Genomic DNA, 25,245 nt, shown 5'->3' with positions numbered 1-25,245 from the left:
GTCATGTGCGGGCGATCCCGGGAGCGGTGTGGTCCCGCCGCGGGGGCAGCGATCGGTAGATCTGCTCCAGGCCACCCAGGGCGCCGCCGAGCCGGGGCAGGGCCGCGTACACCGGGTCGCGACACAGGATCGCGTCCACCTCACGCAGCCGCCACATCGGCGTCCGGGGGTACAGGTGGTGGACCAGGTGGAAGCCCTCGCCGTCCTTCTCGCCCAGCAGGAACCGGGTGCCCAGTCCGTAGACCCGGTTCCAGGACATGTAGATGTCTTTCCGGGGGGCCGTCTCGATGAGCGGGAAGTGCTCCATCAGCTCGGCCACCGCGCCGATCCACACCTGCGTGGTGACGAGCGGCACGAACCAGAGCAGCAGCAACCAGGGCCACCAGCCGCCCAGGACGGCCCAGGCGAGCACCGCCGCCAGCAGGGTCACCCGCAGCATCCGCTCGGCCGGGCGCTCGCTGGCTGTCATGATGCGGTGCCGCAGCAGGTAGAGCACGTACGAGACGGTCGCCCGGGGCGTTATGACGCGCCACAGGTACCGGCGCAGCGCCCGGCGGCTCAGGTCGTCCCCGCACAGCCCGTTGTCCCGGTACTGGCGGTAGTCCGGGTCCCGCTCCGGGTCACCCAGTCGGCCGTGGTGCTCACCGAGATGCGAGGCCTGATAGCCGGTATAGCTCTGCAGCACAGGATATCCGCCAAGAACCGCGCCGATCACGCTGCCGACCCGATGGTTGGCCATGAACGCCCGGTGCGTGGCCATGTGCAGCATGCCGGCGATGCCCCGCTGCCGGCCGCCGATGAAGAATATCGCCACGATGTACACCGGCACCCCCAGCCACCAGGGGGTGTGCCGCCACGCCAGCACCGACGCCGCGCACCAGACGGCGATCCAGGTCCAATGCTCGACGGCCTCCAGCGGGCCGTGCCAGTTGTCCGGTCGGGACACCGCCCGGACCGCGGCCAGGATATCCGGCGCGAAGCGGTACCGCTCGGCGAGATCCGAATCGGCCACGGTTCTTCCTCCTTCGCTCATAGGCGTCCAACTGAGGCGCTTCCCCAGTTAGACATCCGGGTCAGGATGTCGGCAACCAGCTCGGCCTCCCGGGGCTGGAGGTAGAAGTGATCGCCGTCGAAGCGCCGCCAGGCGGCCGGGCCGGAGGTCAGCTCGCCCCAGGAGGCCAGCTGGTCCGGCACGTCGGCGGGACCGTCGCTGCCCGCGTAGGCGACGATCGGGCAACGCAGCCGCGCCGGATCGCGGTGGCGGTAGGACAGCACCGCCCGGAAGTCGGCCAGCAGCGCCGGCAGCACGAGCTCGCGCAGCTCCGGGTGCTCGAACACCATCGGATCGGTCCAGCCGGACGCCCGGGTCTCCGCCTCGATGATCGCGTTGTCGAGCACCTCCCGGGGCGGCAGGAACCGGTGCGGGGCGAGCGTGCCGGAGACGAACAGGCCCGCCGGACCCGGCCCGGCGCCGGCCTCCAGTTGGGCCGCGACCTCGTAGGCGACCAGGCCGCCCATGCTGTGCCCGAACAGGTACAGCGGCCGGTCGGTGTAGGCGGCCAGCGCCGCAACGAGCGCGTCGGCGATCTCCTGGACGGACCGCGCGCAGGGCTCGGCCAGCCGGTCCTGCCGGCCGGGGTACTGCACGGCGATCAGCTCGATCCGGGCCGGCAGCCGGGCGGCCCAGGAAGCGTACGCGCTGGCGGTGCCGCCGGCGTGCGGCAGACAGACCAGACGGCTCGCCGGGTCGTGGCAGGGACGCGGCCGGCGCAGCCACCGCGCCGATGCCTCGAAGGTGCTCTCTGTCGAGGATGCGGTCATGAGGGGTCCCGTCGGTCGGTGGTCGGAGGCCAGAATCGACATGTGTTTCGCTGCGAGGGATGCGTGTGGGACGGTCTTGCGATGGATAGTGCCCCGGGCGACGCGCCGGCCGCGATCGGTGGCCGCCTCGACCCGGCGACCGTCCTCGCCGGCTACCGGCACGGCGCCTTCCCGATGCCGGCGGTATCCGCGGCCGCGGCCGAGGTGAACCACTTCCTGTACGAGGATTCGGTGGCGGCCGGGACGACCGCGGTGCTCGACTCGCCGCTCCCCGATCCGTTCGCGTTGACCTGGTGGTCACCGGACCCGCGCCCGGTCATCCCGTACGGGCGGCTCACCAAGCCACGCAGCCTGATGAAGCTGTTGCGCAACCGGCTGCGCTGGACCACCACCGCGAACCAGCGCTTCGACCGGGTGCTCGCCGAGTGCCGCGCGAACCGCACTCCCGAGTGGCTCACCGACGAGCTGTGCGAGTGCATGGTGGAGCTGCACAAGCTGGGTTGGGCCCACAGCGTCGAGGTCTGGGACGGCGACGAGATGGTAGGGGGGGCCGTCGGTATCGGCGTCGGCACGGTATTCACCCTGGACACCTGCTTCCACCGGCAGACCAACGCCTCGAAGGTGGCGCTGCTCGACATGGAGTGCCGGCTGGCCGGCACCGGCGTGACGCTGCTGGACGTCGAGTGGGACAGCGAGCAGAGTCGGCGGCTCAATGCCGGGCCAATGCCGCGCCGGGAGTTCCTCGCCGCCCTGTCGCGCGGCGGCGATCCGGTCCCGCTGGCCGGCGGCGTGGAGGAGGTACGCCGCCTGGGCTTCCTGCGCACGCCCGCCGAGTGAGTCGTTGACCCCAAAATAGGTGAATCCCGTACGTCCGGCCGCAGGGTCAGGATGAGTGAAGGCCGTGTCTTCGCTCGACGGCCGTGGCCGTGACAAAGAACGGGGGCTCCCCAGTGTCGGTCGACACCTCTCGATCCCCAGTCGAACCCCGATCGTCCACCGATGGCCAGAGGTCCGCCGAGCCGGTCCCGGCCCGGGACAACGCCGTCGTACGGCTGCCGATCTCCGCGGTCCGCGACGCCGACTCGCCGCGCTCCGCGGGCGTGGACATGGCTCACGCGAGATCGCTGGCGCAGACGGAAGCGAACCTGCCACCGATCGTGGTGCACCGCAGGACGATGCGGGTGATCGACGGGGCGCACCGGCTCACCGCCGCCCGGCTGCGCGGCGAGCGGGAGATCTCCGCGAAGCTGTTCGACGGCGACGACAACGAGGCGTTCCTGCTCGCCGTCCGGCTCAACGTGTCACACGGCATGCCCCTCTCGACGGCCGATCGGCGTGCAGCGGCCGTCCGGATCATCCGCGCCCAGCCGCGGTTGTCGGACCGGGCCATCGCCCTCACCGCCGGTCTGGCGGCGAAGACCATCGGATCGCTGCGCCGCGAGATCGACGGCCCGCCGGTACAGGCGCGGATCGGCCGGGACGGCCGGGTCCGGCCGATCAACGGCGCGGCCGGGCGGGGGGTCGCGGCCGCGCTGATCGCCAGCCACCCGGACGCGACCCTGCGCCAGATCGCGAAGGACGCCGGCATCTCCGTGGAGACCGCGCGGAGCGTCCGAGCGCGCCTGCGGGCCGGCGAGGACCCGGTACTGGACCGGCGGACCCGGCCGGACCGCGCCGACCGGGCGGAGGACCGGCAGATGACCGTAAAGCTGCCGGAGGCGGACCCCTCCGACGAGTTGCGGTCGCTGCTCAAGACCATGCAGCGCGATCCGTCGCTGCGCTACACCGAGTCCGGCCGGATGCTGCTGCGCTGGCTCGGTCCGCGGGTGCTGCTGACCGACGAGATCCCGCTCCCGCTGCGCCACATCCCGCCGCACTCCCGGATCAACCTCGGCGCGCTGGCGAGAGCCTGTGCGGCGGCCTGGATCCAGCTCGCCATGGGGCTCGAGGACGACCAGGCGAGCGGTCAGCACGGCTGATCACGTCCATCGCCAGTTGCCCGGTGTCCGGTGGGACCCAGCCGGTCAGCGGGGCCGCGTGCCGCTCGAGACGGCCAGCCGGATCCTCAGCCAGAGCCGCCGCAGATATGGCAGCGGCGTGCCGGCGCTCGCGTATGCCCCGAGAGGCAACCCGATCCTGTCCGGATGCACGCAGACCGGGATGCCCAACTCCGGAATGATGCGAGACCCCGTCTTCGGGTCGAAGCAGGTCGACGACTTCGGCCGGTTCTCGACGTCGAACGAGCCCACGCGGAACCACCGAGCCGGGCAGGCCCGGCATGGCCGGCGCGAGCCGCTCATCGCTCTTCGGCGTCGCTCAGGCGGCTGGCGAGGGCGGCCACGGTCGGCGCCTCGAAGAGGGCGCGCAGGGCGACCGTGCGCCCGACAACCTCGCTGAGCCGGGTGACGACGGTGACCGCCAGCAGCGAATGGCCGCCCAGTTCGAAGAAGTTGTCGCGCCGGCCGACCCGGGGCACGGCTAGCACCTCGGCCCAGATCGCGGCGATGTGCTCCTCCAGCGGCGTGCTCGGCGACTCGTACTGGGCCGCCCCGGCCCACTCCGGCCCGTCGTACAGCTGCGGCAGCAACCGCCGGCTCAGCTTCCCGCTGGGCGTCCGCGGCAGCTCGGTCACCGTCTGGTAGGCGGCCGGCACCATGTAGTCGGGCAGGCGGGCGGCGAGGAAGGCGCGGAGCTCGGTGGCGGTCGGCGGGGCATCCGCGTCCGGCACGACATAGGCGACCAGGCGTACGTCGCCGGCGCCGTGGCGGTGGGCGGCGACGGCGCACTCCCGCACGCCCGGGCAGCCGGTGAGGACCGCCTCGATCTCGGCGACCTCCACCCGGAACCCGCGGATCTTTACCTGGTCGTCGATGCGGCCGATGAACTCCAGTTGGCCGGCGGCGTTCCAGCGGACCCGGTCGCCGGTGCGGTACATCCGGGCACCGGTGCTGAACGGGTCGGGCAGGAACCGTTCCGCCGTCAGCTCCGGACGGCCCAGGTAGCCGCGGGCCAGCGCGATACCGCCGACGAACAGCTCACCGGCCACGCCGGGCGGCACCGGCCGCAGTTCGGCGTCGAGCACGTACGTCCGCACGTTGTCGAAGGGCCGGCCGATGGGTGGCAGCTCCGCCCACGTCGTCGGATCGGGGTCGAGCTGGTGGGAGGTGGCCAGGTGCACCTCGATTGGTCCGTACTGGTTGTACAGGGTGCAGGCGGGCATCTGTTCGAAGAAGGCCCGGATCGCCGGGGTGGCCTGGAGCTGCTCGCCCGCCGTGAGCACCGCACGCAGCGACCGCGGGATCCGGTCCAGGCGCACGGCCAGCTCGGCCAGCCCGCGCAGGGCCACGAACGGCATGAATATCCGCTCGATCCGCTGCTCGGAGATCACGTCGAGCAGCCGTTCGAAGTCGTGCCGGACCTCCTCGCTGACCAGGACGAGCGTGTCGCCGACCGACAGCGTGGTCACCATCTCCTGGTAGAAGATGTCGAAGCTGAGCGCGGCCCACTGCAGCGTGCGTCCGCGGCCGCCGGGGCCCTGGCGCTGCTGCCACTGCGCCTGGTTGTGCAGGGCCCGGTGTGACATGGCCACGCCCTTGGGCCGGCCGGTGGACCCGGAGGTGTAGAGCACCCAGGCGATGTGGGCCGGGTCGGCCAGGTTCGGCGGGCTGGTGGCGGTGGCCGGTGTGCCGAACGCATCGAACGCCAGCACCGGCGCCGACCCGGCTCCGCCCTCGTTGGCCGTCGGGCGGATCAGCAGCTGCAATGCCGCGTCCTCGGCGATCAGCTGCTGGCGGGCCATCGGGTAAGTCGGGTCGATCGGCACGCACGCCCCACCGGCCTTGAGCACCGCCAGGTTGGCGACCACCATGTCCAGCGATCGGTGCAGCGCGATGCCGACCCGCTCGTCGGGGCCGACGCCCAGCTCGCGCAGGTGCCACGCCAGGGCATTGGCCCGCTCGTCCAGCTCGCGGTAGGTCAGCGCCCGGCCCTCGAACACCACCGCGGTGGCGGCCGGCGCGGCGGCGACCTGCCGCTCGATCACCTGGTGCAGACAGCTGCCGTCGTCGAACCGGTTGGCGGTGTCGTTCCAGACCTCGAGCACCTCGTGCCGCTGCGCGGCCGACATCAGAGGCAGGTCGTCGATCGACACGTCGGGTGCGGCGACGACCGCTGTGAGGAGGTTGATCAGGTAGCCGGCCAGGCGCTGCACGGTGGAGCGATCGAACAGCGCGGTCCGGTACGCCATGCCGACGTACATGTCCCCCGCCTCGGTCTCCGAGACCGAGAGCGTGAGGTCGAACATCGCCTTCGGCTCGCCCGGCTCGATCTGCGTGACGGTCAGCCCGTCGAGGAGGTCGAACGGCTCTGCCGCCAGGTAGGTGAACAGCACCTGGAAAAGCGGATGTACCGCCAGGTCCCGCTGCGGCCGCAGCTCGGCCACCAGCCGGTCGAACGGCACGTGCCGGTGCTCCAGGGCCTCGACCAGCCGAGGCCGAAGCTGGCCGAGCAGCCCGGCGAAGGTCGGCTGCCCGGCCAGGTCGGCCCGCAGCACCACCGGGTTGACGAAGTGGCCGATGTTGGCGGCGACGTCGGGGTGCGCCCGCCCGTCGGCGATCATCCCGATGCTGACGTCGGTCTGCCCGCTCCACCGATACAGCAGCGTGTGAAACGCCGCGAGCAGCACCATGAACAGCGTGGCGTCCTCGCGCCCGGCCAGCCGGCGCAGCCCGTCGGCCACCTCGGCGGGCACTGGCACCTCGACCATGCCACCGGCGAGGTCGGCGACCGCCGTCCGGGGCCGGTCCGTCGGCAGGTCGAAGACGTCCGGCGCGTCGGCCAGCCGCTCCTTCCAATAGTCCAGGTGCCGCTTCGCCACGGCACCATCCCGGCCGTGCTGCCACAGTGCGTAGTCGGCGTACTGCATGGTCAGCTCGGGCAGCGGGGACGGGATCCCGGTCCGGTACGCCGCGTAGAGCGTGCGCAGCTCGTGGAAGAGGTGGGCGTACGAAGACCCGTCGATCACCAGGTGATAGGAGCGGAAAACCAGCACGTGCTCGGCCGGGCCGAAGCGGATCAGCTCGGTGCAGAAGTTGCGCGCCGCGGAGATGTCGAACCGGTACTCCGCGTACATCCGCTTTCGGTCGTCCAACCACCGGTCCTGCTCGGCGACGGACAGGCCGGACACGTCCAGGAAGGTGAAGCGGGGGTCGCCGGCCGGCTCCACCACCTGTACCCCGATCCCGTCGCGCGCGGGAAACGCGGTCCGCAGGATCTCGTGTCGCCGCATGATCTCCGTGATCGCCGAACGCAGCGCCGCCACGTCCAGATCACCAGCGATGCGGTGCAGGGACGTCTGGTTGTACGCCGGCCCCAGCAGGCCCATCTGATCGAGGAACCACATGCCCTGCTGGTGCTCGGACAGCGGAATGCTGTCCGGCCGAGCCGCCGGCGCCGGGTCGGCGCGTATCGCGGAGATCAGCTCGTCGCGCCGCTCACGGAGCACCGCCAACCGCTCGCCGTCCAGTGCGCCGGCCGGCCGGTATCGCAGCCTGCCGTCCTGCAGCCACAGCTGGATGCCGGCCAAGCGCAGTTCCTCCAGGAGATCGGAAATCGCAAGCACGGGCTGTCCCTTCTCTGCGGGCGGCGCGGGGTCCACTCAGCGCACGCTTAGCGGACGCAGGTCGGTCCAGTGCTGCTCGACGTAGTCCAGACACGCCTGCCGGCTGTCCTCGCCGTACACGATCCGCCAGCCGGCGGGTACCGCCCGGCGGCTCGGCCACAGCGAGTGCTGCTCCTCGTCGTTGACGAGCACCAGGAATCGGCCCTCTGGGTCGTCGAACGGGTTCATGGCATCGACCTCCTCCGCAACGGACGGATTCATGGCATCGACTCCCTTTCCAGCAGTGGTGTGACTGGCCGGGACTCGCGCTCCCGTGTCGCCTGCTTCGGGTAGACGAAGGAGAGCAGCAGGCCCGGCATCAACGTGGTGACCAACGCCATGACGACCATCAGCGAGTACAGCCGCTGGTCGAGCAGGCCGATTTGAAGGCCGACCGACAGCACGATCAGCTCCGTGAGCCCGCGAGTGTTGATCAGCAGGGCGAGCCCGGCGCTGTGCCGGACGGACACCCGGCACAGCCGAGCGGCCCCGAAGACGCCGGCCATCTTGCCGCCGATGGCGACCAGCAGGATCAACAGCAGCAGGCCCGCCTCCCGCCAGTCCATCCCGGACAGGTTGACCGCGAAACCGGCGACCACGAAGAACAGGGGCAGAAACACCACTCGGTCGATGCGCTCAAGCCACGGCAGCACGTGCGCGCGCAAGGCAGTCGCGCCCGTCCGGGGCATGACCGCACCGAGCAGGAAGGCACCGAAGATCTCGTGCAGCCCCATCCACGAGGTCGCCGCGCACGACAGCACCAGGGCAGCGGCGATCGCGATCGCCAGTCCGGCATCGAGGCTCACCCTGGCTCCCCGGCTCCGTACCCGGGTCCGGGGGGTGCGCTCCGCCAGCTTGGCCAGCAGCGGTCGCACCACCCCGACGAGGATCGCCACGAAGGGCAGGACCAGCAGCACCTGCCACGGCAGCGTGCTTCCGTGAGAGAAGGCGACCAGGACCGTGAGCATCGACCAGGCGATGACGTCACCGATTGCGGCCGTAGCGAGCGCCAACCCGCCGATGGGAGTGTCGATCAGGTCGCGGTCGGTCAGGATCCGGGCCAGGACGGGGAACGCGGTGACCGACATCGCCGTACCGACGAAGAGGCAGAAGAGAACCGCGGCCCGGCCGGACCGGTCGCCGACGATGCCGATCGCGAACAGGGTGCCGAGCACGAACGGCACGACCATCGAGCCGAGCGACAGCGCGACGGCGATTCGGCCCTGCCCGCGCAGGCGGCCGTCGGCCAGGTGCAGCCCAACCAGGAACATGAATACGCAGATCCCGGCGGTGGCCAGCATCGCGAGCGCCGGGCGGATGTCGGTCGGGAACAGCTCACGGGTGATCGCGCCGTGGAGCAGGGTCGGACCGAGCAGGATGCCACCGACGATCTCGCCGATCACCTCCGGCTGCCCGAACCGTCGGCACAGGAGCCCGAGCAGCCGGGCCACCACAATGATCACGAGAATCGCGCGGACGAGCGTCGCGAGCGTACCGATGTCCACGCGTCCGTCTCCCGATTCGCCCTCTATTTGAGATGGACCTTAGGCCGCGCCACCCGGGGCATCGCAGTCACGTGAACCGGCGACGGGACAGCCCGGGGCCGCCGACGGCATCCTTCCGTTGGACGGCACGCGTGTTGGACGGCACGCGTGGTCGGGAGGCACACATGGGAGGCACACATGACCGGCACGGATGTGGTCCAGGCCGAGGGCTTCGTCTGGCGCGCTCGGGAGCTTGACGGGCACCTGCCGTCCGTCTCGTACGGGGTGACGCTGGTGGGTAAGGCCACGGTCACCAACCCGTCGGGTGCGGGCCTCGCGCGTCACATCGCGGACGTGGCTGCCTACGGCGATTACGCGTTCCTCACGGTATACCGGCATCCGACGTGTGTGCGGACAGGCGCCTACGTCATGAACATCAGCGACCCGAAAGCGCCCTTCGAGGTCGAGAGCGCGTTCATCGAGACCACGAATGGCAACTACGTCGGCGAGGGTCCGTGCGTGATCGAGATCGCCAACGAGTACTTCAGTGGTGCGCTGTTCATCCACCCCCACGAACACTACATCCTGGCCGATGCACCCGATCCGACCGAGCCGCGCCAGCGGGGTGGCATCAGCATCTGGGACGTTTCCGACCCGGAGAATGCCCAGCTCCTCGCCGCCCACGCCGGCGACTACACGGATTCGCACAATGAGCCGGCGGACCAGGCCCTGGCGGCGTACTACACCTGCGCCTGGACGGACAGCTCCACTAGCCGCACCTACGTCAGTTTCGTCACCGACAAGCCCACCACCGACATCGTCATCATGGAGATCACTGATCCCCGTAACCCGGTGATGGTCAACGCCCTTGACCTGAGGATTGCACCGTTCCATGTGACCGGAGACCCTTCGAAGGGCCTCATCTCGGTGTTCGGGCACGCCGTCGACGTACGCCGGGTCGGCGACCGGTACGTCATGACCGCGACATACTGGGACGGCGGGTACGTCCTGCTCGACGTCACCGACCCGACGCCGGGCAACGTCTCGCTGATTGCCCGGACCGAGTACGCCGAATTCGACGAGGAGCGTGCCAAGCGCGGGCAACAGATCTGGCCGGAGGGCAACGCCAACCATCACGACCTCTCGCCCGACGCCGAGTATCTGGTGGGCGCCGACGAGAACATCGAAGCCTATCGCCTTTTCGGCACGATCACATCGGGCCCGCACGCCGGCACCGAGTACGTCGCGGCCTGGAGCTCGGGTTCGGCACCGGTCGATGCCGACCACCCCATCTCTGGTACGCCCACCTTTGTCGGCTCCGGCTGCCCCGGCACCGTGCCGCCCGGGCGCGGGATCGCGCTCATCGAGCGTGACGCCTCGATCCTGACCGGCGGGTCGGCCCCGGGATGCGCGTTCCAGGAGAAGCTGGATGCCATCACCGCGGCCGGCTACAGCGCGGGCATCATCTTCAACCACCAGGGGCCGGACGCTATGCAGCAGTTCCCCACGGCGGCCAGGGGAACGATCCCGCTGATGTTCGTCAACCGCCTGACGGGTCTGCGGCTTCTCGGTGTGCCCGACGTGACCGAGGAGACCGCCGGCAACACCCCGACACCGGCCGATCCAGAGATCTGCGCGACCGATGTCAAGTCGGAGTTCGTAGGCTGGGGCTACCTCCGGCTGTACAAGACGGACATCCCGGGCGCTGGCACCGGCTCGGTCACCCAGATCGACACGTACGCCATCCCCGAGTCACAGGACCCGAGGTACGGCACCGGCTTCGGCGACTTCTCGGCGTCGCACGTGGCGATCGACCCCGATCGCCGACTGGTGTACGCGACCTTCTTCGCCGGTGGCCTCCGGGTGCTGAGCTACGGCAGCGATGGCCTGCGGGAGGTCGGCGCCTTCCGCGAGCCCGGCATCGACTTCTGGGGCGTCAAAATCCACAGGATCGGTGGGAAGAACTACGTCCTGGTATCCGACCGGAACTTCGGCCTCTACATCTTCGACTTCTGATCACGCGCTGAGTGGCATCATCCAAATCTGAGGAGCCCGGGGTGTCCAATCCGACCATGAGGTCTTCTGATCTCGTATCCGCCGCTGGCGCCAAGAGGCCGACCAAGGCTGATGTGGTGATCATCGGCAACGGCGCGCTCGGCATGTTTCTTGCTGACGAGCTGATCGAGCGCCAGGTCGGATCAGTGGTGGTAGTGGGTCCGAGCAATCGCGACACGGGCGCCAGCCAGGCGGCCGGTGCGATGCTCGGCTGTTTCGGTGAGACCACGACCGAATCGCTGCGGACCGACGCCGCGCGGACGAGGTTCGAGCTCGGCATATCCGCCCATGACAAATGGCCCGAGGCGCTGCGGCGGCTCGATGAGTTCAAGCCATCCGACCGGCCGCTGCAGACAACGACGGAATCGCACATCATCTTGAACTCCGTCGGAGCCGAATTGGACACGGTGAACTTCGCCGCGATAATCGACGCCCTCGACCAGTACGACAAGCCGTGGAAGGAGGTCGACCCGACCGACATCCCCGGTTACAACCCCCGGACGGAGTCGCGCGCATTGCGTGCCATTCATCTGCCGACGGAGGGGGCCGTGGATGCTCGCGGGGTGCTGGCGTCGCTGGAACGCCGATTGCGGCATGGGGGAGCGATCCTTCTCGATCAGACTGTACGGAGGCTGGTCGGCAGCGACGAGGCGGTGACCGGGGTCGAGCTGGACGACGGCCATCTCATCGAAGCCGGCGCTGTCGTCGTGGCCGCCGGCATCCACAGTGAGTCGCTGGTACGAACCGTGTTCGACGTGCCCGATCTGATGCCGACCTTTCCGGGGCTCGGCTTCGCGATGATCGCCAAGCGGACGGGCGGTGAACCGTTCACCAGCGTGGTTCGGACGCCGAATCGCGGTTTCGCCTGCGGACTGCACGTGGTGCCGCAAGGCGGCGGGCTGGAGTACTACGGCGCGACCAACCGCTTGGTGAACACCATCTCCAGTGTCACCTGGATGGCCGACGTCCGCTTCTTGGCCCAGTACTCAATGCAACAGCTCGACGAGCGGGCAGCCATCCACGAGGTCACGAAATGGTGCAGCGGCAACCGCCCCGTCACGCTCGATGGATTCCCGTTGGTCGGCTGGATGCCACCCTCGGGCCTGTATCTGATGACGGGCACCTACCGGGACGGCTTCCACTGTGCGCCCCTGCTGGCCGAGCACGTCGCCAATGAACTGCAGGGAAAGTCCGGAATCATCGACTCGATTTTCCAGCCGATGCGCAAGCCAGTGGCGACCAGAACCATGGAATGGTCGATCGATGAATATGTCACACACAGCCTTGCCGCCTGGTTCGAGACCGGCGCGCAGGCCGCACCACAGATGACGACCTCGCAGCTCACCGACTACTACCGGAACATGGCCGTGCAGACCTATGAGCAACTCGGCGTCGATTACGGCCTGGGCCCCGACATTCTCTGGTACGCACAAGGGAATCTGCATGGTGCACGTCGTGTCGCGCGCTTTCTGCGTACCTTCAAGGGCGATGGCGACGTAGCCCAACCGGCTGGGGCCACAACCGGCACCGGGGGGACGCGGTAGCAATGCCCGCTTATCAACCATCTGTCGCGGACACCGTTCGCAGCCTCGTGACGAAGCAGCTCAACCTGAACGGGTACAGCCAGGATCTTCGCCCTGACGATAATCTCTGGAGCTTGGGCATGACGTCCTTGACCTGCCTGGGTCTGATGTTGTCCATCGAGGACACGTTCGAGATCGAGCTGCCGGAGGAGGCGCTCAAGGAGGCGACCTTCCGCAGCATCAACACGATATCCGCGGCGGTTGAGAGTTCGCGCAAATAGGCACGAGTTTGGGGGTAGCAGTGCCGGCACGCCAGTCGCGCCCGAGGAACCCGATCCCACCGTTTCGCGACAGCACGGCGAGCGAATTCCCGTTGTCGGCGGGACAGGAGCGAATGTGGTGGCTGCGTCAACTGGACTCGTCGCACGACCAGTACCACATCAGCTGTGGCTGGCGGTTTCCGGCGGAGGTGAACCGCGAGGCGTTGCTCGCCGCCCTCGATGCCCTGGTGCGGCGCCACGAGATCCTGCGGACGAAGTTCCTCATGTCGCCGGACGGGGCGGTCACCCAGGAGATCGTCGACCATGTCGAGATCCCGCTCGTCTGGGCCGGCCCCGACTGGCAGGAAGCCGTCGAACAGGCTGCCGTGCGGCCCTTCGACCTGGCGCGGCCTCCGCTGTTTCGAGCGGTGGCCGCAGAGTTGGTCGACGGGCCCGGCCTGTTGGTGACGATGCACCACATCATCACCGACAGGTGGTCGATGGACGTCTTCGCCAGGGATCTGTTCGAGCTGTACGAGGCGGCCTTGACGGCCAGGACACCGCGCCTTCCGGGGCTGCCCGTCCAGTACGGCGACTACGCCAGGTGGCAGCGCGACTTCCTGACCGACGACCTGCTCCGATCCCAGCTGAACTACTGGACCGAGGCGCTGGCCGGCTACGAACCGTTGGAACTGCCCCTGGATCTGCCTCGGCCCACGGCGATCGACGCGGTCGGCGAGACGGTCGTCCTCGAGCTGCCGAGCGAGGCCACGGCGGCCATGACCGCCCTGGCCTGGCGTACGCGCGCGAGCCCGGCGATGGTGGTCAGTGCCGCGTTCGTCGCGACGCTCCGGGCCTTCTGCGGCCAGTCCGACGTCGTCATCGGCGCCATCGTGTCCGACCGGACACACCCGGACCTGCGAGATCTGATCGGGTTCTTCATCAACACCATGATCCTGCGGGTCGACCTGACCACGACGGAGCTGACCTTTCGCGAGGCGATCACCCGAACCCGGGACGCCTGGATGGCCGCGGACGCGCACCAGGACGCGCGGCTCGAGCAGATCGTGGGTGCGCTCAAAGCCGGGTCGGAGGCGCACCGGAATCCGATCTTCGACGTCGTCGTGAATCACGCCGGCGACCGGGATGACCTGGCCGAGGATCCAGACGCGCCGGTGTGGTGGGAACCCGACCTGCCGGTGACTGCCAGGTTCGACCTCTCGCTCACCACGCGGATCGTTGAGGGGCGGCTGCGGGCGACCTTCGTGTACCCGACCGCGCTGTTCAACCGGGCCACGATCGCCACGCTCGCGGACCGCTACATCCGCACGCTCGAACAGGGCGTGGCGACGCCGGACGCGCTGATGCGCGACTTCGACCTGCTCACCCGGGCCGACCGCACGCTGCTGCGGCGCGGCAACGATCGGACTCCGGCGGCCGGGACCACCGTTGTCGAACGTCTGCAGACCCTGGCCGCCCGCACGCCGGACGCGCCGGCGGTGGTCGGCGACGGCGGCCCGCTGTCCTATGGGCAGCTGAACGAACGCGCGAACCGGCTGGCCCGACACCTGCTAACCCTGGGCGTCGGACCGGAGAAGGTGGTCGGCGTCTGCCTGGAACGCACCGTCGAACGATTCGTGGTGCTGCTCGCGCTGGCCAAATGTGGCGCACCGTACCTGCCCGTCGACCCCGACTTCCCAGCCGATCGGATCCGCCTCCTGATGTCGGATGCCGCCGCCGTCTTGATGATCGTCGGCTCACCGCTTCTGGCCCGCCTGCCCTCGATGGAGACGCCGGTTCTCACCATCGGTGACGGCAGCCCGGACCTGACCGGATACGCCACCGACAATCTTCCGACTCTCCCGGCTCCGGACAGTCTGGCCTACCTGATATCGACATCCGGATCGACCGGAAACCCCAAGTCGGTGGCGATCTCACATCGAGCCCTGAGCCGACTGGTGGAAGGCGCACCGCACTATCTCGAGGTAGGCCCGGGGTCGGTGTTTCTCCAGACCGGTCCGCTGACATTCGATGTCGCCGTGCTCGAATGGGCGCCGCTGGCCCACGGCGGCCGGGTGGTGGTCGCCGATCCCGGGTCCCTCCTCGACGGTCTGCGGGATGTCCTGCGCGAACACCAGGTCACCACGCTCAAGCTGGTCTCTCCGCAGCTCGACATCCTCGTCGAGCAGGATCCGCACATCCTGTCCGGGCTGCGCCAGCTCGTCGTCGGCGGCGACGTTGTCAACCCGAGGAGCTTCGCCCTGGTGGAGGGACTCCTACCCGGCTGCCGGGTCGTGGCGTCGTACGGACCGACCGAGTGCACGGTGCTGGCCACCGTGTTCGAAGGCGGGCCGTGGTCGGGCAGAGTTCCGATCGGCCGCCCCATCCCGCACACGAGTGCCTACATCCTCGACGAGGACCTCCAGCCGGTCTCGGTCGGCATGCGCGGCGAGATCTTCCTGGCTGGCGACGGATTGGCCAGGGGGTACCATTCCCGCCCCGGCCTGACCGCGGCGTCGTTTGTTCCCGATCCGTTCGGGCCGCCCGGGTCGCGGATGTACCGCACCGGAGACCTGGGCCGCTACCTGCCGAACGGAGCCATCGACTTCCTCGGCCGCACCGACCACCAGGTCAAGATCCGTGGCTTCCGGATCGAGACCAGCGAGGTCGAACACGCCCTGCTGCGCCATCCCGACATCACCGCGGCGGCGGTCGTCCGGGCCACCCTGGCGACCGGCCCCGCGCTGGTCGCCTACATCGTGGCGGCCAGGTCGGTGGACGTGGGGGCGCTGCGCGACATGCTCCGCGAAACACTGCCCGCGTACATGCGCCCGGACCACTTCGTCACGATCCCCCGATTCACCCTGACCGCGCACAACAAGCTCGACCGCGCCGCGCTGCCACCGGTCACCACCGCCACCACGCGCGCCGGAGTGGACCTGCCGCCCGCGACCGGGCTCGAAGCACGGGTCGTCGCGGCATGGTCCGCCGTGCTCGGCAGGCCGCTTTCGGCCTCCGACGACTTCTTCGACCAGGGCGGGCACTCCCTGCTGGTGCCGCGCGCGACCGCGACGGTCCGCCGCGAACTCGGCCGCGAGGTGCCGTTGCAGCTGATGCTGGAATATCGGACGCCTGCGAGCTACGCGGCCGCGATCCTGCGTGAGAGCCTGCCCGACCTCAGCGCGGCCTCGCGTGAGGACCGGCTCGTCCAGCGAACCTGGCGCGGCGAGAAGCTCGCCGGGTGCCGACGCGTGGATCTGTTCATCTCCACCGAGAACCCGCTCCGGAAGAATGCCGACCTCCCGTTGCTGCTCGTCCTCGACGGCTCCGAGTTCGTGGAGATCATGCGCCTGCCGGCGATTCTGGACCGGCTCTCCCTGCAGGATCGGATCCCCACCACCGCGGCGATATTCCTGAGTCCGAGCGAATGGTCGACCCGCCGCAGCGAGCTCCTCGACGACGGGATCGTCGACGCGCTCGCCGACGAGCTGCTCCCCTACCTGCGCACCTGGCTCGGGAACCGGCCGGTCGGCCGAGCCGTCGCGGTGGGCGCGAGTCTGGGGGCGGTCACGGCGATCCGCTCCGCGCTGCGCCGGCCGGATCGCTTCCACGGCGCCGTGGCCATCTCCGGCCCGCTGAGCGAACATCGGCTCGGCCCGGCGAGGCCCGACCGGTCGAGAGGCGGGTCGCGGTTCTTCCTGTCCGCGAGCCGGGAGGAGAAGGACATCGTCCTCGACGACGGACTCAGCTTGGTGGAAGCGACCGAACGCACAGCCGTCGAGCTCGCGGCCGACGGACATGTCGTACGAAGCGCGATCGGGGAAGGCGGCCACACCTACGCGGCGTGGGAGTCGATGCTCCCCGATGCGATCCGCTGGTCGCTGGGCGACCAAACTTAGTCGATAGGTGGTACTTGCGGTGCAGGATTCTCGACGGTCGGCCCGGACCGCGGGTGCACGGACCCTGGTCGATCTCCTGGAGCGCCAGTTTCGCGACCGGCCGGCGGCCACGGCCATCCGGACCTCGGCACGCTCGTGGACCTATGCCGAGCTCGATCGGCTGTCGGCGCGACTTGCGCGGCGGCTGGTGGCCGACGACGCCGGACCGATCGTCGGTCTCATCGCGCGGCAATGCCCGGCCGCGTTGATCGGCATCGTCGCCATCCTGCGAAGCGGCGCGGCGTGTCTGCCGATGAACCCCGACGATCCGCCGCTGCGCAATCGCGGGGTGCTCGACGACGTCGGCTGCGGACGCGTCCTTGCTACCGCGCCGGTCGACTGGCTGCCCGACGCCCAGCTCATTGACGTAACCGGCCCGCAGACGGGCCACGACAGCCCCGACAGCCCCGCCGCCACGGAGCTCCCCTCGCCGAGGCCGCTCGACCTGGCATACGCGCTCACCACGTCGGGCTCGACCGGGCGGCCCAAGATCGTCGGCGTGCCGCACGAAGGCCTCCTGAACCTGATCATCGCCTCGTTCGAGGACATCGACCTGATCAGGACCGACGACGTGATGCTGTGGACGACCGCGCTCACCGTGGACAGCACCATGCACGACTGCCTGATGCCGCTCTGCTTCGGCGCCTGCGTCGCCATCGCCGACGGCGGCGACCTGCCCGCCAACCGCATCCTGCGCACCGTCCGCGCGCTCGGCGTGACCGCGCTGGAAGTCCCGGCCGCGGTGCTCGGGCCGTACGGGACGTCCCTGCTTCCCCGGCTGGCCGCGGCCGGCGTGCGCCTGGTCATCACCGGCGGGTCCCAACTCGACGGGCCGGACCTGGGCAGCAACGACTCGCTGGTCGTCCACAACGGCTACGGCCCGACCGAGGCCTCGGTGGCCGCGACGTGGTATCCCTGCGACGCCTCGACCCCGCAGTGGGTCCCCATCGGGCGCCCGATCCGCAACGTGCGAACCTATGTCCTCGACGAGGAGCTGAACCCCGTCCCGGCCGGCGACACCGGCCAGATGTACCTGGCCGGTGCCGGTCTTGCCAGAGGCTATCTCGGCCGTCCCGGCCGCACGGCGGCCTCGTTCCTCCCGGACCCGTTCGCCGAGAGGCCCGGCGAGCGCATGTACGCCACCGGGGACAACGTTCGGCTTCAGCCGGACGGGAACTACGTGTACGTCGGCCGAATCGACGACCAGATCAAGATCAGTGGGTACCGGGTCGAGATCGGCGAGGTGGAGCACAACCTGCGCGCATGCCGAGGCGTGGTCGACGCGGCGGCACTGTTGCGCGAGGACACCCCGGGCGGCGCGGCCATCGTCGCCTATCTGGTCGGCGAACGGCGACCCGACGAGCTGCTCACGAGCCAACTGGGTAGTTGGCTACCCGCGCCGATGATTCCACGCGTCTACGTCTGGCTGGACGAGATGCCTCTCAACCGCGCGGGCAAGATCGATCGTCGAGCGCTCGCCAAGATGCTCGATCCCGCACTCTCCCACCCGGACGCAGTACGCAACCCTCACGTTGTGCCATTCACTTGCGGGGGCGGGATGGATACGGGAAACTGTCCCGATGCCTGCTGAGTACACCCAAGGTGACCAGTTCCGTGGTGCCCGCATCCATCTGTGCGATCTCTCTGGTCTCGAGATTCGCGATTGCGACGTCACCGGCCTGAAGATTGTGGACTGCTATGGGGGTAACGTCTCCCTCGGTGGCGGCTTCGAGCGTGTCGTTGTCAATGACGTCGACGTGACCGCCTATGTCGAGGCCGAGCTCGACCGGTTGCATCCCAACCGGGTGCTGGCCCGTGAGGCCACGTCCGCCGCCGAATACCGGGCTGCTTGGGATGCCATCGAGAAGCAGTGGGAGGAGACGCTCGACCGTGCCAGGCGCCTACCCGAGGCGAAGCTGAACGAGCAGGTCGACGGCGAGTGGTCGTTCGTCGAGACGCAGCGGCATCTGCTGATGGCCAGTGATGCCTGGATCGGCAACGCCGTGCTCGAGGAGGATGCGCCGCACCACTCGTTGGGCCTTCCTGGCGGCGGGATGCCGGCCGAAGCATTGGCGAAGCTCCTCGGGCTCACCCTCGATGCCACCCCGACGCTCGACGAGGTACTCGCGCCGCGGCTCGCCCGCATGGCCACGATGCGCCGGGTCGTCGACGAGCTCACCGAGGCCGAGCTCGACCGGGTATGTGGTCGCAAGCCGGCCGACCCCTACCCGGACAAGGACTACGTCGTACGCCGCTGCCTCAGCGTCGTGTTCAAGGAAGAGGCCGAGCATCACCGGTACGCGGTGCGCGACCTCACCGTGCTCGAGGCCGATACCCGAACCGAGTGAAAGCGCGTCCCGGCAATGGACGGCGATCTCGCGATGCGGCACGCTCAAGCCCAGCGCGAGGGTGTCCTGGTCGACGGGTTCGTCGCCCCGGTCGGCGAACGCAAGGGCCATGACGGGCTGTACTCCGGCAAGAAGCACCTGTGCGGACAGAACGTGCAGGTCGTCGCGGATCTGGACGGGCGGGTCGCGGACGCGGGCGATCCCGTCCCCGGCGCCCGCCACGACGCGGCGGCGTTCTTCGTCTCCGGCCTCGCCGAACGGTGGTCGGGCCACTATGCGCCAGGCGGGCCGGGCATGACCGGCGACGGCGGCTACCGGGGCATCGGCATGATCACCCCGGACCGCAAGCCACGCGGCGGAGAACTCACCGACGGCCAGAAGGCGTACAACCGCTCGGTCGACCGCATCCGGGCAGCCGTCGAACGCGCCATCGCGCATCTGAAGTCGTGGAAGATCCTCAAGACCGGCTACCACCGGATCATGCACGACTTCCCCGACATACTACGGACCGTCACCATGCTGGAGATCTATCGAGCCTGGGGATGACTTCTGAATGACCTTCCTGGATAAGCGGCAACGTGGGGAGGTAGCCGGCGGTTCATCCACCTGCCTTCAGCCGGAACGCGAGGCGGCGGGGCGCCTGCACGCGATAGCTGTCCGTCACCAGCTCGGCAACCTCGGCCCAGTCCGTCTCGTCGTCCAGCACCATTCCCACGACATTCACAGCCCAGTCGGCCCGGAAGAACGGAGGGCCGGCATGCGCCAGCGCGGCCAACTCCGCGGGCGGCGCCCGGAAGGTCATCAGGATGGCCGGATCGTCCAGATCGATGTACGCCGACCGCCTCTCGTCGGTGGCGTAGACGTGCAGGAACGTCCGCCGGCGAATCCGCCACCGCAGGCCGATCCACGCCGGCTCCTCGTACGCCTCGGGCAGTTCCCCGCAGATCACCCGGAGCCGGCCCACAACGGCGGGTGGAACGTCCGCGATGTCGGTCATCTGTACCTCCCGCGCCCATCCTGCCCGCCGGGTAGGACATCAGCACATCAGAGTCTCCGGGGTTGGAAGGGCCGCTCCGACGTCATAGGACTATCGGGCCCAGCCCGGTGACGACGCTGGCAAGCGCTACGCTTCCGCGCCAGGGTAGTCGCATGATTACCTCGCGTAATGCTGGGCCAGTGCTGGGGCCGTCCGAGCTGAGCATTTTTGCTGGTCAGGGCACATGGTTGCCGAGATCACGCAGATCTACGAGGGAACCAACCAGATCCAGCGCATCGTCATGGCACGCCACCTCCTGGCCGGAGCGCGGGCATGACGGGGACACCGGCCCCTTCATCCGGTCAAGGCACGCGGTGCTGTCGCCGCGGCACGGTGCTCCCTGGACACCTCAGGTCGGCCGGACCGGAGGCGATCACCCGACGCACTAACATCGGGCGGCATGACAGCAGTGAGCGAGCCGATTCGGGCCGCGGTGCGGCGTGGCGACCTCGGCTGGCTCACCGGCCACCTCGGTGCGCAGGACTGCACGCCGGCAGTCGTGAAGCTGCTCGTCCGTCACGAAGACCCGCTGCTGCGGCATCTGGGCCTGGACCTGCTGGGCGCGCGGATCGCTGAACCGGGCACCGCGGAATCCGAGGCGGCCGAACTCGCCGAGCTGCTGCCGACGACCCTGGACGACCCGCCGGAGACGGCGTTCCTCCTGGCCGGCCTCCATCAGCAGCTCTGGCGCCACGTCCCCCAGCACCGCCGGCCGCAGTGGCGTGCGGCCGGTCTGCCGGTCCGCGTGCAGCTCGCCTGGCTGCGGGCCGAGGTCTCCCACCAGCCGGCCACGGTCCGCCACGAACCGGCGGGCGAGCTGCTCTTCCAGGCCGTGGCCGGGATCGCCGCCGCCGACACCGACCAGCTCGACGAGCTGGTCGGTGAGCTGGCCGCCAGCGGTGACCGGGTGCTCCAGGGCGAGGCGCTGCGGCTGGCCCGCGAAGGGCTGCACACCGCGCTGCTGGCCCCGGCCCGAGCCCGCGAGCACATCGGCAGGCTGCTCGCTTCCGTTGGCGTGGCCGCCGCAGCGCTGCAGGAGCTCGCCGAGCCGTGGGCCGCGCTCGCCCCGCTGCGCCGGGAGAGGCTGCAACCGTTCCTCTCAGCCGGTGTGCCGTCACCGGCGCCCGAGGTGATCGATGCCGCGCTCGCGGCCGCGACCCGTCACGGACACGGTGACCTCCTGCGCGACGTCGTCGAAGACACCGCGATGCCGCCGCGGTCGCGGCAGCGGGCGCTGCAGGCGCTGGGGAACCTGGCCGGACGCGAAGACATCCGCGCACTCGTGGCGACCGCCGCGACCGACCCGTTGCTGCTCGGCGGGCCTGTCGTCGCGTGTCTGCGGGCGATGCACCGGCGCGGCCTCTTCCCGGCCGGTGGAGAGGCGGCGGCCATCGTGGACCTCGCGCTCGCCGACCACACCGTTTCCGCGGCGGAGGCCGCCACGATCATGTTCACGTGTCGGCGTGCGGCGTTCGACGCGCTGGTGGTCGAGGATGCCGACGACGCGAGGTGGCCGCGGCGGCTGGCGCTGCTGGTCGAGCTTGCCCGGCAGGGAAGCGGCGACCTTCCGGTGGGCGACACGATCGCCGGTGTGCTGCCCGCGACCTCTCGTCCGGAGCCTTTCCTGGCCGCGATCCGGGCGCTGCGCCACGCCCCGGCCGAGGCCGCGGTCGTCGGCGCCTTGCCGCAGGCACCGGCCGCGGCGTTGCACACGTTGGAGGCCGTCGGCGGTCAGCGGACCGTGGCCGTGCTGCAGGAAGGGCTCGGCCTGACCCCGCCGGGCGGCGCCGCCACGGCCGGCGTCATCGCGCCCCACCTGCGGCCGGTCCGCCATCGGGCGCTGGAACTGCTGTGGCACCTCACCGACGATCCCGACCGGCGAGCCGCGATCCTGGCCCGCCTCGACCCCCGCGACGTTCCCCGCCGGATCGCGGCCGACCTCGGTGCACCCGACCGACGCGAACTGGCGCTGCTGGGCGCCGACTTCGACCCGGACGACCCGGCGGCGGCGCTGCTGGCGCTGGCCCGCAACGGCGACGCGGCCACCCTGGCGACCATCGCCGACCTCCTGCTGCGGATCGTGGCGGACCTCGCGGCGTCGTGGGAGCCGGGCGCCACCCGACCCGCCGACGCCGGGCGCTCGGACGGGCCGCCCGCGGGCGAACCCGCCGTGCCCGACGAGGTCGTGACCGCGATTCACGCGCTCGGCGGCCGGCTCCACGACCGCGGCAGGCTACGACCGTTCTGCCTGCGCGAGGCCGCCGACGCCCGCGAGGCCGGCCACGCGCTCGTCGCGACGATGGCGTTGGACCTGCTCGATCGCCCCGGCCTGTCCGCCGGCGAGCAGGCCGTCCTGCTCGCCCTGCTGCTACGGGCCCCATATGCCGGCACCCGCGCCCGGGTGCACCGGCTGCTGCGCCACCGTGACCGCCACGTCCGCAAGCACGTGATCGCGCTGCTGGCCGCCGATGCGACCGGTGAGGACGCCGAGGCGCTGTCGGCGAGCCTGATCGCGTTGACCGCCGCTCGCGACGGGCAGACCGTCCGGCAGGCGCTGCTCGCGCTCGGCCACGTCCGGGCGCACTGGGCCGCGCCGGCGGTCGCGGCGTGCCTGGATCACCCCACCATGAACATCAAGAAGACCGCCGCCGCGGTCCTGGTGCACGCCGGTACGCCCGCGGTGGTGCCGAAGCTGCTGTTCTGGCTCGGCCACCACGACAACCCGGGCCTGCGCGCCACGCTCATCGAGGCACTCCGGGCGATCCTCGGCGACGCGTACGCCGCCACGGTCCTCGCGGCCGCCGAACAGGCCGACGACGAGCGGCCCCGCAGGCTGCTGCTCGACGGGCTCGGCGGGATGCTGTCGGCGCGCGCGGTCGACGCCCTGGCACAGCAGGGCTCCCCGGTCACGCCGGCGCTGCTCGCACTGGTCGCCGCAGGCCGGGTCAGGCTCGCCGCCGGGACGGTGGAGGACCTGGCCGCGCAGCTGGCGGCACACGGCATCGCAACGCCGGCCAGCCGGACGCCGACCGGCGGCGGTCCGTCCGGCGAGGACGTCGACACACTGGTGCGCGACGGCTGGCACATCGAGACCGCCCAGCGGATCGTGGACAGACATGAACGGCAGCCCGAGCACCTGAGTGCCGACCAGCTCACCCGGCTACGACCGATGCTGGCCGACTGGCTCCACCTGGCCGGCGCCGAGGCGGCCACGCGACCGGCCACGCTGCGGCTGACCCTGCGGCTCTGCCCCGCGCCATGGCCGGCCGACGAGATCGTGACCTTCGCCCGGGCGGTCCGGACACTGACCGCCGCCCTGTCCGACGCCACCGGCGACGACCGGGACCGTCTCCTCGCGGTACTCGAGGCGGTCGCGCCGACCCTGCACGCCGCCCTGGCACTCGACGTCGCGGCCCGGCTGCGCGCCCTCGCGCCCACCGCGGCCGGGCATCGGTCACCGCTGGCACTGCTCCGCCGGTGCGGCGCAGTGCTGACCCGCGCCGACGTCGAGCAGGCCCTCACCGCCGCCCGGCTGGGCCCCGACCCCTGGGCCGCCGAGATCGCGACACTACGCGACGCCTTCGCCGTCACCGCCACACCCGCGTCCGGCGAGGCCGCGGCCTGGCGGCTCCGGCTCGAAGCCGCCGTACGCACCCCGGACGCCCTGCACGACTTCCGCTCCCGCGACGACCACACGCTCCCGTCACGCGCCCGCCTCGACGCGCTGATCGACGCGTTCCCGTCGGCACACCGGGACGCCCGCAGCACGATGCTGGACTGGATGGAAGCCCTCCAGCCCGTCGACGCACCGCCCTGGACCCTCGCCGAGCAAGCCCACCAGGCCACCCCCGGGCCACGGGCCCCGCACGACGGCGACCTCGACCAGCCACGCTCGGCCGCGCAACGCGTACGCCTGCTCGCCATGCTCGACGCACCCACCGCCAGCCGTCGTGACGCCGCGGCTGCGGCGCTGCGCGAGTGGCCCGAACCGGATACCGGCCGCGACGTGCTCCACGCGTTCCTGTACGGACGTGCCGACGTCGCGATCAACGCCGACCTCGCACGAGTGCTGACCAGCATCGACGAAACCGAGCTGCGGACCATCGCCGACCCCGTGCGCGAACGGGCTGCCCGCGTGGCGTTCCATCTCGACCCGTCCGACCTGCACCGCCTACTGCCGCTGCTGCTGGAATGGTGGGAGTGCGGCGGACCCGCCACCCGCGCCGCCGCCGAACGTGCGCTGCGCCGGGCTCCCGAGTTCGCCGACGTCCTCGCGGAAAGCCTTCGCGCACGGCTCGACGCCGGGGCCTGGGGTTTCCTCGACCTGATCGCTGGCTGGCCCCTGCTGCGCACCCCGGCACTGGACGAAACCCGCGAACGGCTGCGCGCCGAAGGACGCGACGACCTCGCCGACAAACTCACCCTCGTGGACGGCCCACTACGCCATCCCGACGGTGCCGACAGCGACTCCGCTCGGCTCTCGGCGCTACGCGAGCGACCGCAGCCGACCCCGGGCCACGCGATGTCCGTTCCATCACGGCACGAACTACTGGACCTGATCCGCACCGGCCACACCGAACAGGTCCGCCGCGCGCTCACCCGCCTCGCCGAGGCGCACGAGGACGACCGCCCGTCCCGGGTCAGGCCGACCACCGATTCAGACCCCGAACTCGAGAACCTGCTGGCCGGACTGCTCCACCACCCCGACGCCAGAATCCGCCTGCACAGCCATCGCATCGCCCGCAAGCTCCTGGACCGCCCCACCTACCTGCGCCACACCGCGGTCCTGCTCGACGACCCCGAACCCGATGTGGTCCGTTCAGCGATCGACACCCTCAGCCACGGGGCCTACAAGCCCGCGATCCCCGCGATCGTCGGCCTGCTCACACACCCGCACACCGCTGTCCGCAGGACCGCCGCCACCGGTCTCGTCCATCTCGGACCTTCGGCGGCCCCGGCGCTCAGGCACGCGGCCGGCCACGCCCGCCCGGACCGACGACACCACTACACCACGATCCTCGATCAGATCATCGAGCGCGACACGTCGACGGCGAAGGGCCTCCCGTCTCGGCGATCGGGCACCGTTGAATCACGGCTCGGCCAGGATTAGTCTGAGCATCC

At 70.3% G+C, this 25,245-nt stretch carries 17 protein-coding genes; 10 read left to right on the top strand and 7 right to left on the bottom strand.

Going from position 1 to position 25,245, the window contains the following annotated elements:
- Position 1 precedes the first annotated feature (1 nt).
- Both FLL47_RS24325 and FLL47_RS24320 read right to left on the bottom strand, forming a co-directional pair.
- On the bottom strand, positions 2 to 1,012 hold the full coding sequence (locus FLL47_RS24325; protein WP_222106174.1) for a fatty acid desaturase: 1,011 nt from the start codon (positions 1,010 to 1,012) through the stop codon (positions 2 to 4).
- Positions 1,013 to 1,029: 17 nt separating this feature from the next.
- A complete protein-coding gene (locus tag FLL47_RS24320; RefSeq protein ID WP_144122871.1) occupies positions 1,030 to 1,821 on the bottom strand; it encodes a thioesterase II family protein in 792 nt (263 codons plus the stop codon).
- A gap of 81 nt (positions 1,822 to 1,902) precedes the next feature.
- On the opposite strand from FLL47_RS24320, the gene FLL47_RS24315 reads away from it, so the two are divergent.
- Complete coding sequence (locus FLL47_RS24315) at positions 1,903 to 2,658, top strand: leucyl/phenylalanyl-tRNA--protein transferase (protein WP_144122870.1); 756 nt, start codon at positions 1,903 to 1,905, stop codon at positions 2,656 to 2,658.
- A gap of 269 nt (positions 2,659 to 2,927) precedes the next feature.
- Entirely contained in the window at positions 2,928 to 3,800 is an 873-nt protein-coding gene (locus FLL47_RS24310) for a ParB/RepB/Spo0J family partition protein (RefSeq protein WP_222106173.1), read from the top strand.
- A gap of 45 nt (positions 3,801 to 3,845) precedes the next feature.
- Here FLL47_RS24310 and FLL47_RS24305 read toward each other — a convergent pair whose 3' ends face one another.
- From FLL47_RS24305 to FLL47_RS24290, 4 genes are read right to left on the bottom strand one after another with little or no spacing between them, the layout of a single operon-like run.
- Entirely contained in the window at positions 3,846 to 4,070 is a 225-nt protein-coding gene (locus FLL47_RS24305) for a hypothetical protein (protein WP_144122869.1), read from the bottom strand.
- A 47-nt stretch (positions 4,071 to 4,117) separates the two neighbouring features.
- Positions 4,118 to 7,441, bottom strand: coding sequence for a non-ribosomal peptide synthetase (locus tag FLL47_RS24300; RefSeq protein ID WP_144122868.1), 3,324 nt, complete (start codon positions 7,439 to 7,441; stop codon positions 4,118 to 4,120).
- 36 nt (positions 7,442 to 7,477) lie between these two features.
- Positions 7,478 to 7,702, bottom strand: coding sequence for an MbtH family protein (locus FLL47_RS24295; RefSeq protein ID WP_186315887.1), 225 nt, complete (start codon positions 7,700 to 7,702; stop codon positions 7,478 to 7,480).
- Positions 7,699 to 8,985 (bottom strand): cation:proton antiporter, encoded by a 1,287-nt coding sequence (locus FLL47_RS24290; RefSeq protein ID WP_144122867.1) that lies wholly within the window; start codon positions 8,983 to 8,985, stop codon positions 7,699 to 7,701. Before FLL47_RS24290 ends, FLL47_RS24295 begins: the two co-directional genes overlap by 4 nt.
- Before the next feature lie 498 nt (positions 8,986 to 9,483).
- On the opposite strand from FLL47_RS24290, the gene FLL47_RS24285 reads away from it, so the two are divergent.
- The 7 genes from FLL47_RS24285 to FLL47_RS24255 are packed head-to-tail and all read left to right on the top strand — an operon-like array spanning position 9,484 to position 19,634.
- Positions 9,484 to 10,980: a PA domain-containing protein gene (locus FLL47_RS24285; RefSeq protein WP_144122866.1), complete on the top strand. Its 1,497-nt coding sequence runs from the start codon at positions 9,484 to 9,486 to the stop codon at positions 10,978 to 10,980.
- 41 nt (positions 10,981 to 11,021) lie between these two features.
- Positions 11,022 to 12,563 (top strand): NAD(P)/FAD-dependent oxidoreductase, encoded by a 1,542-nt coding sequence (locus tag FLL47_RS24280; protein WP_144122865.1) that lies wholly within the window; start codon positions 11,022 to 11,024, stop codon positions 12,561 to 12,563.
- 2 nt (positions 12,564 to 12,565) lie between these two features.
- Positions 12,566 to 12,823, top strand: coding sequence for a phosphopantetheine-binding protein (locus FLL47_RS24275; protein ID WP_144122864.1), 258 nt, complete (start codon positions 12,566 to 12,568; stop codon positions 12,821 to 12,823).
- Positions 12,824 to 12,843: 20 nt separating this feature from the next.
- Positions 12,844 to 16,701 (top strand): non-ribosomal peptide synthetase, encoded by a 3,858-nt coding sequence (locus FLL47_RS24270; RefSeq protein WP_281286744.1) that lies wholly within the window; start codon positions 12,844 to 12,846, stop codon positions 16,699 to 16,701.
- Positions 16,702 to 16,720: 19 nt separating this feature from the next.
- A complete protein-coding gene (locus FLL47_RS24265; protein ID WP_186315886.1) occupies positions 16,721 to 18,331 on the top strand; it encodes an amino acid adenylation domain-containing protein in 1,611 nt (536 codons plus the stop codon).
- Positions 18,321 to 19,088, top strand: coding sequence for a DinB family protein (locus FLL47_RS24260; RefSeq protein ID WP_144122861.1), 768 nt, complete (start codon positions 18,321 to 18,323; stop codon positions 19,086 to 19,088). Before FLL47_RS24265 ends, FLL47_RS24260 begins: the two co-directional genes overlap by 11 nt.
- Before the next feature lie 33 nt (positions 19,089 to 19,121).
- Positions 19,122 to 19,634, top strand: a complete 513-nt coding sequence (locus FLL47_RS24255) for a transposase family protein (protein ID WP_222106171.1) — start codon at positions 19,122 to 19,124, stop codon at positions 19,632 to 19,634.
- Positions 19,635 to 19,686: 52 nt separating this feature from the next.
- Here the strand turns inward: FLL47_RS24255 and FLL47_RS24250 are convergent, their stop codons facing one another.
- Entirely contained in the window at positions 19,687 to 20,085 is a 399-nt protein-coding gene (locus FLL47_RS24250; RefSeq protein WP_144122860.1) for an MmcQ/YjbR family DNA-binding protein, read from the bottom strand.
- 439 nt (positions 20,086 to 20,524) lie between these two features.
- On the opposite strand from FLL47_RS24250, the gene FLL47_RS24245 reads away from it, so the two are divergent.
- The gene (locus FLL47_RS24245) at positions 20,525 to 25,234 is read left to right on the top strand and encodes a HEAT repeat domain-containing protein (RefSeq protein ID WP_144122859.1); all 4,710 of its coding nucleotides are present in this window, start codon (positions 20,525 to 20,527) and stop codon (positions 25,232 to 25,234) included.
- The last annotated feature ends 11 nt before the right edge of the window (positions 25,235 to 25,245 follow it).

This window comes from Catellatospora sichuanensis, assembly GCF_007483665.1.
Classification (GTDB): Bacteria; Actinomycetota; Actinomycetes; order Mycobacteriales; family Micromonosporaceae; genus Catellatospora; species Catellatospora sichuanensis.
Note: the sequence above shows the minus strand (reverse complement) of the source record. Positions and strands in the feature narration are given on the sequence as shown.

What these genes read in the sequence shown, in the direction of transcription:
- FLL47_RS24320 (WP_144122871.1), bottom strand. Translation starts at nt 1,821, where the DNA reads ATGACCGCATCCTCGACAGAGAGCACCTTCGAGGCATCGGCGCGGTGG.
- FLL47_RS24315 (WP_144122870.1), top strand. Translation starts at nt 1,903, where the DNA reads ATGGATAGTGCCCCGGGCGACGCGCCGGCCGCGATCGGTGGCCGCCTC.
- FLL47_RS24310 (WP_222106173.1), top strand. Translation starts at nt 2,928, where the DNA reads ATGGCTCACGCGAGATCGCTGGCGCAGACGGAAGCGAACCTGCCACCG.
- FLL47_RS24295 (WP_186315887.1), bottom strand. Translation starts at nt 7,702, where the DNA reads ATGAATCCGTCCGTTGCGGAGGAGGTCGATGCCATGAACCCGTTCGAC.
- FLL47_RS24275 (WP_144122864.1), top strand. Translation starts at nt 12,566, where the DNA reads ATGCCCGCTTATCAACCATCTGTCGCGGACACCGTTCGCAGCCTCGTG.
- FLL47_RS24260 (WP_144122861.1), top strand. Translation starts at nt 18,321, where the DNA reads ATGCCTGCTGAGTACACCCAAGGTGACCAGTTCCGTGGTGCCCGCATC.
- FLL47_RS24255 (WP_222106171.1), top strand. Translation starts at nt 19,122, where the DNA reads ATGCGGCACGCTCAAGCCCAGCGCGAGGGTGTCCTGGTCGACGGGTTC.
- FLL47_RS24250 (WP_144122860.1), bottom strand. Translation starts at nt 20,085, where the DNA reads ATGACCGACATCGCGGACGTTCCACCCGCCGTTGTGGGCCGGCTCCGG.
- FLL47_RS24245 (WP_144122859.1), top strand. Translation starts at nt 20,525, where the DNA reads ATGACAGCAGTGAGCGAGCCGATTCGGGCCGCGGTGCGGCGTGGCGAC.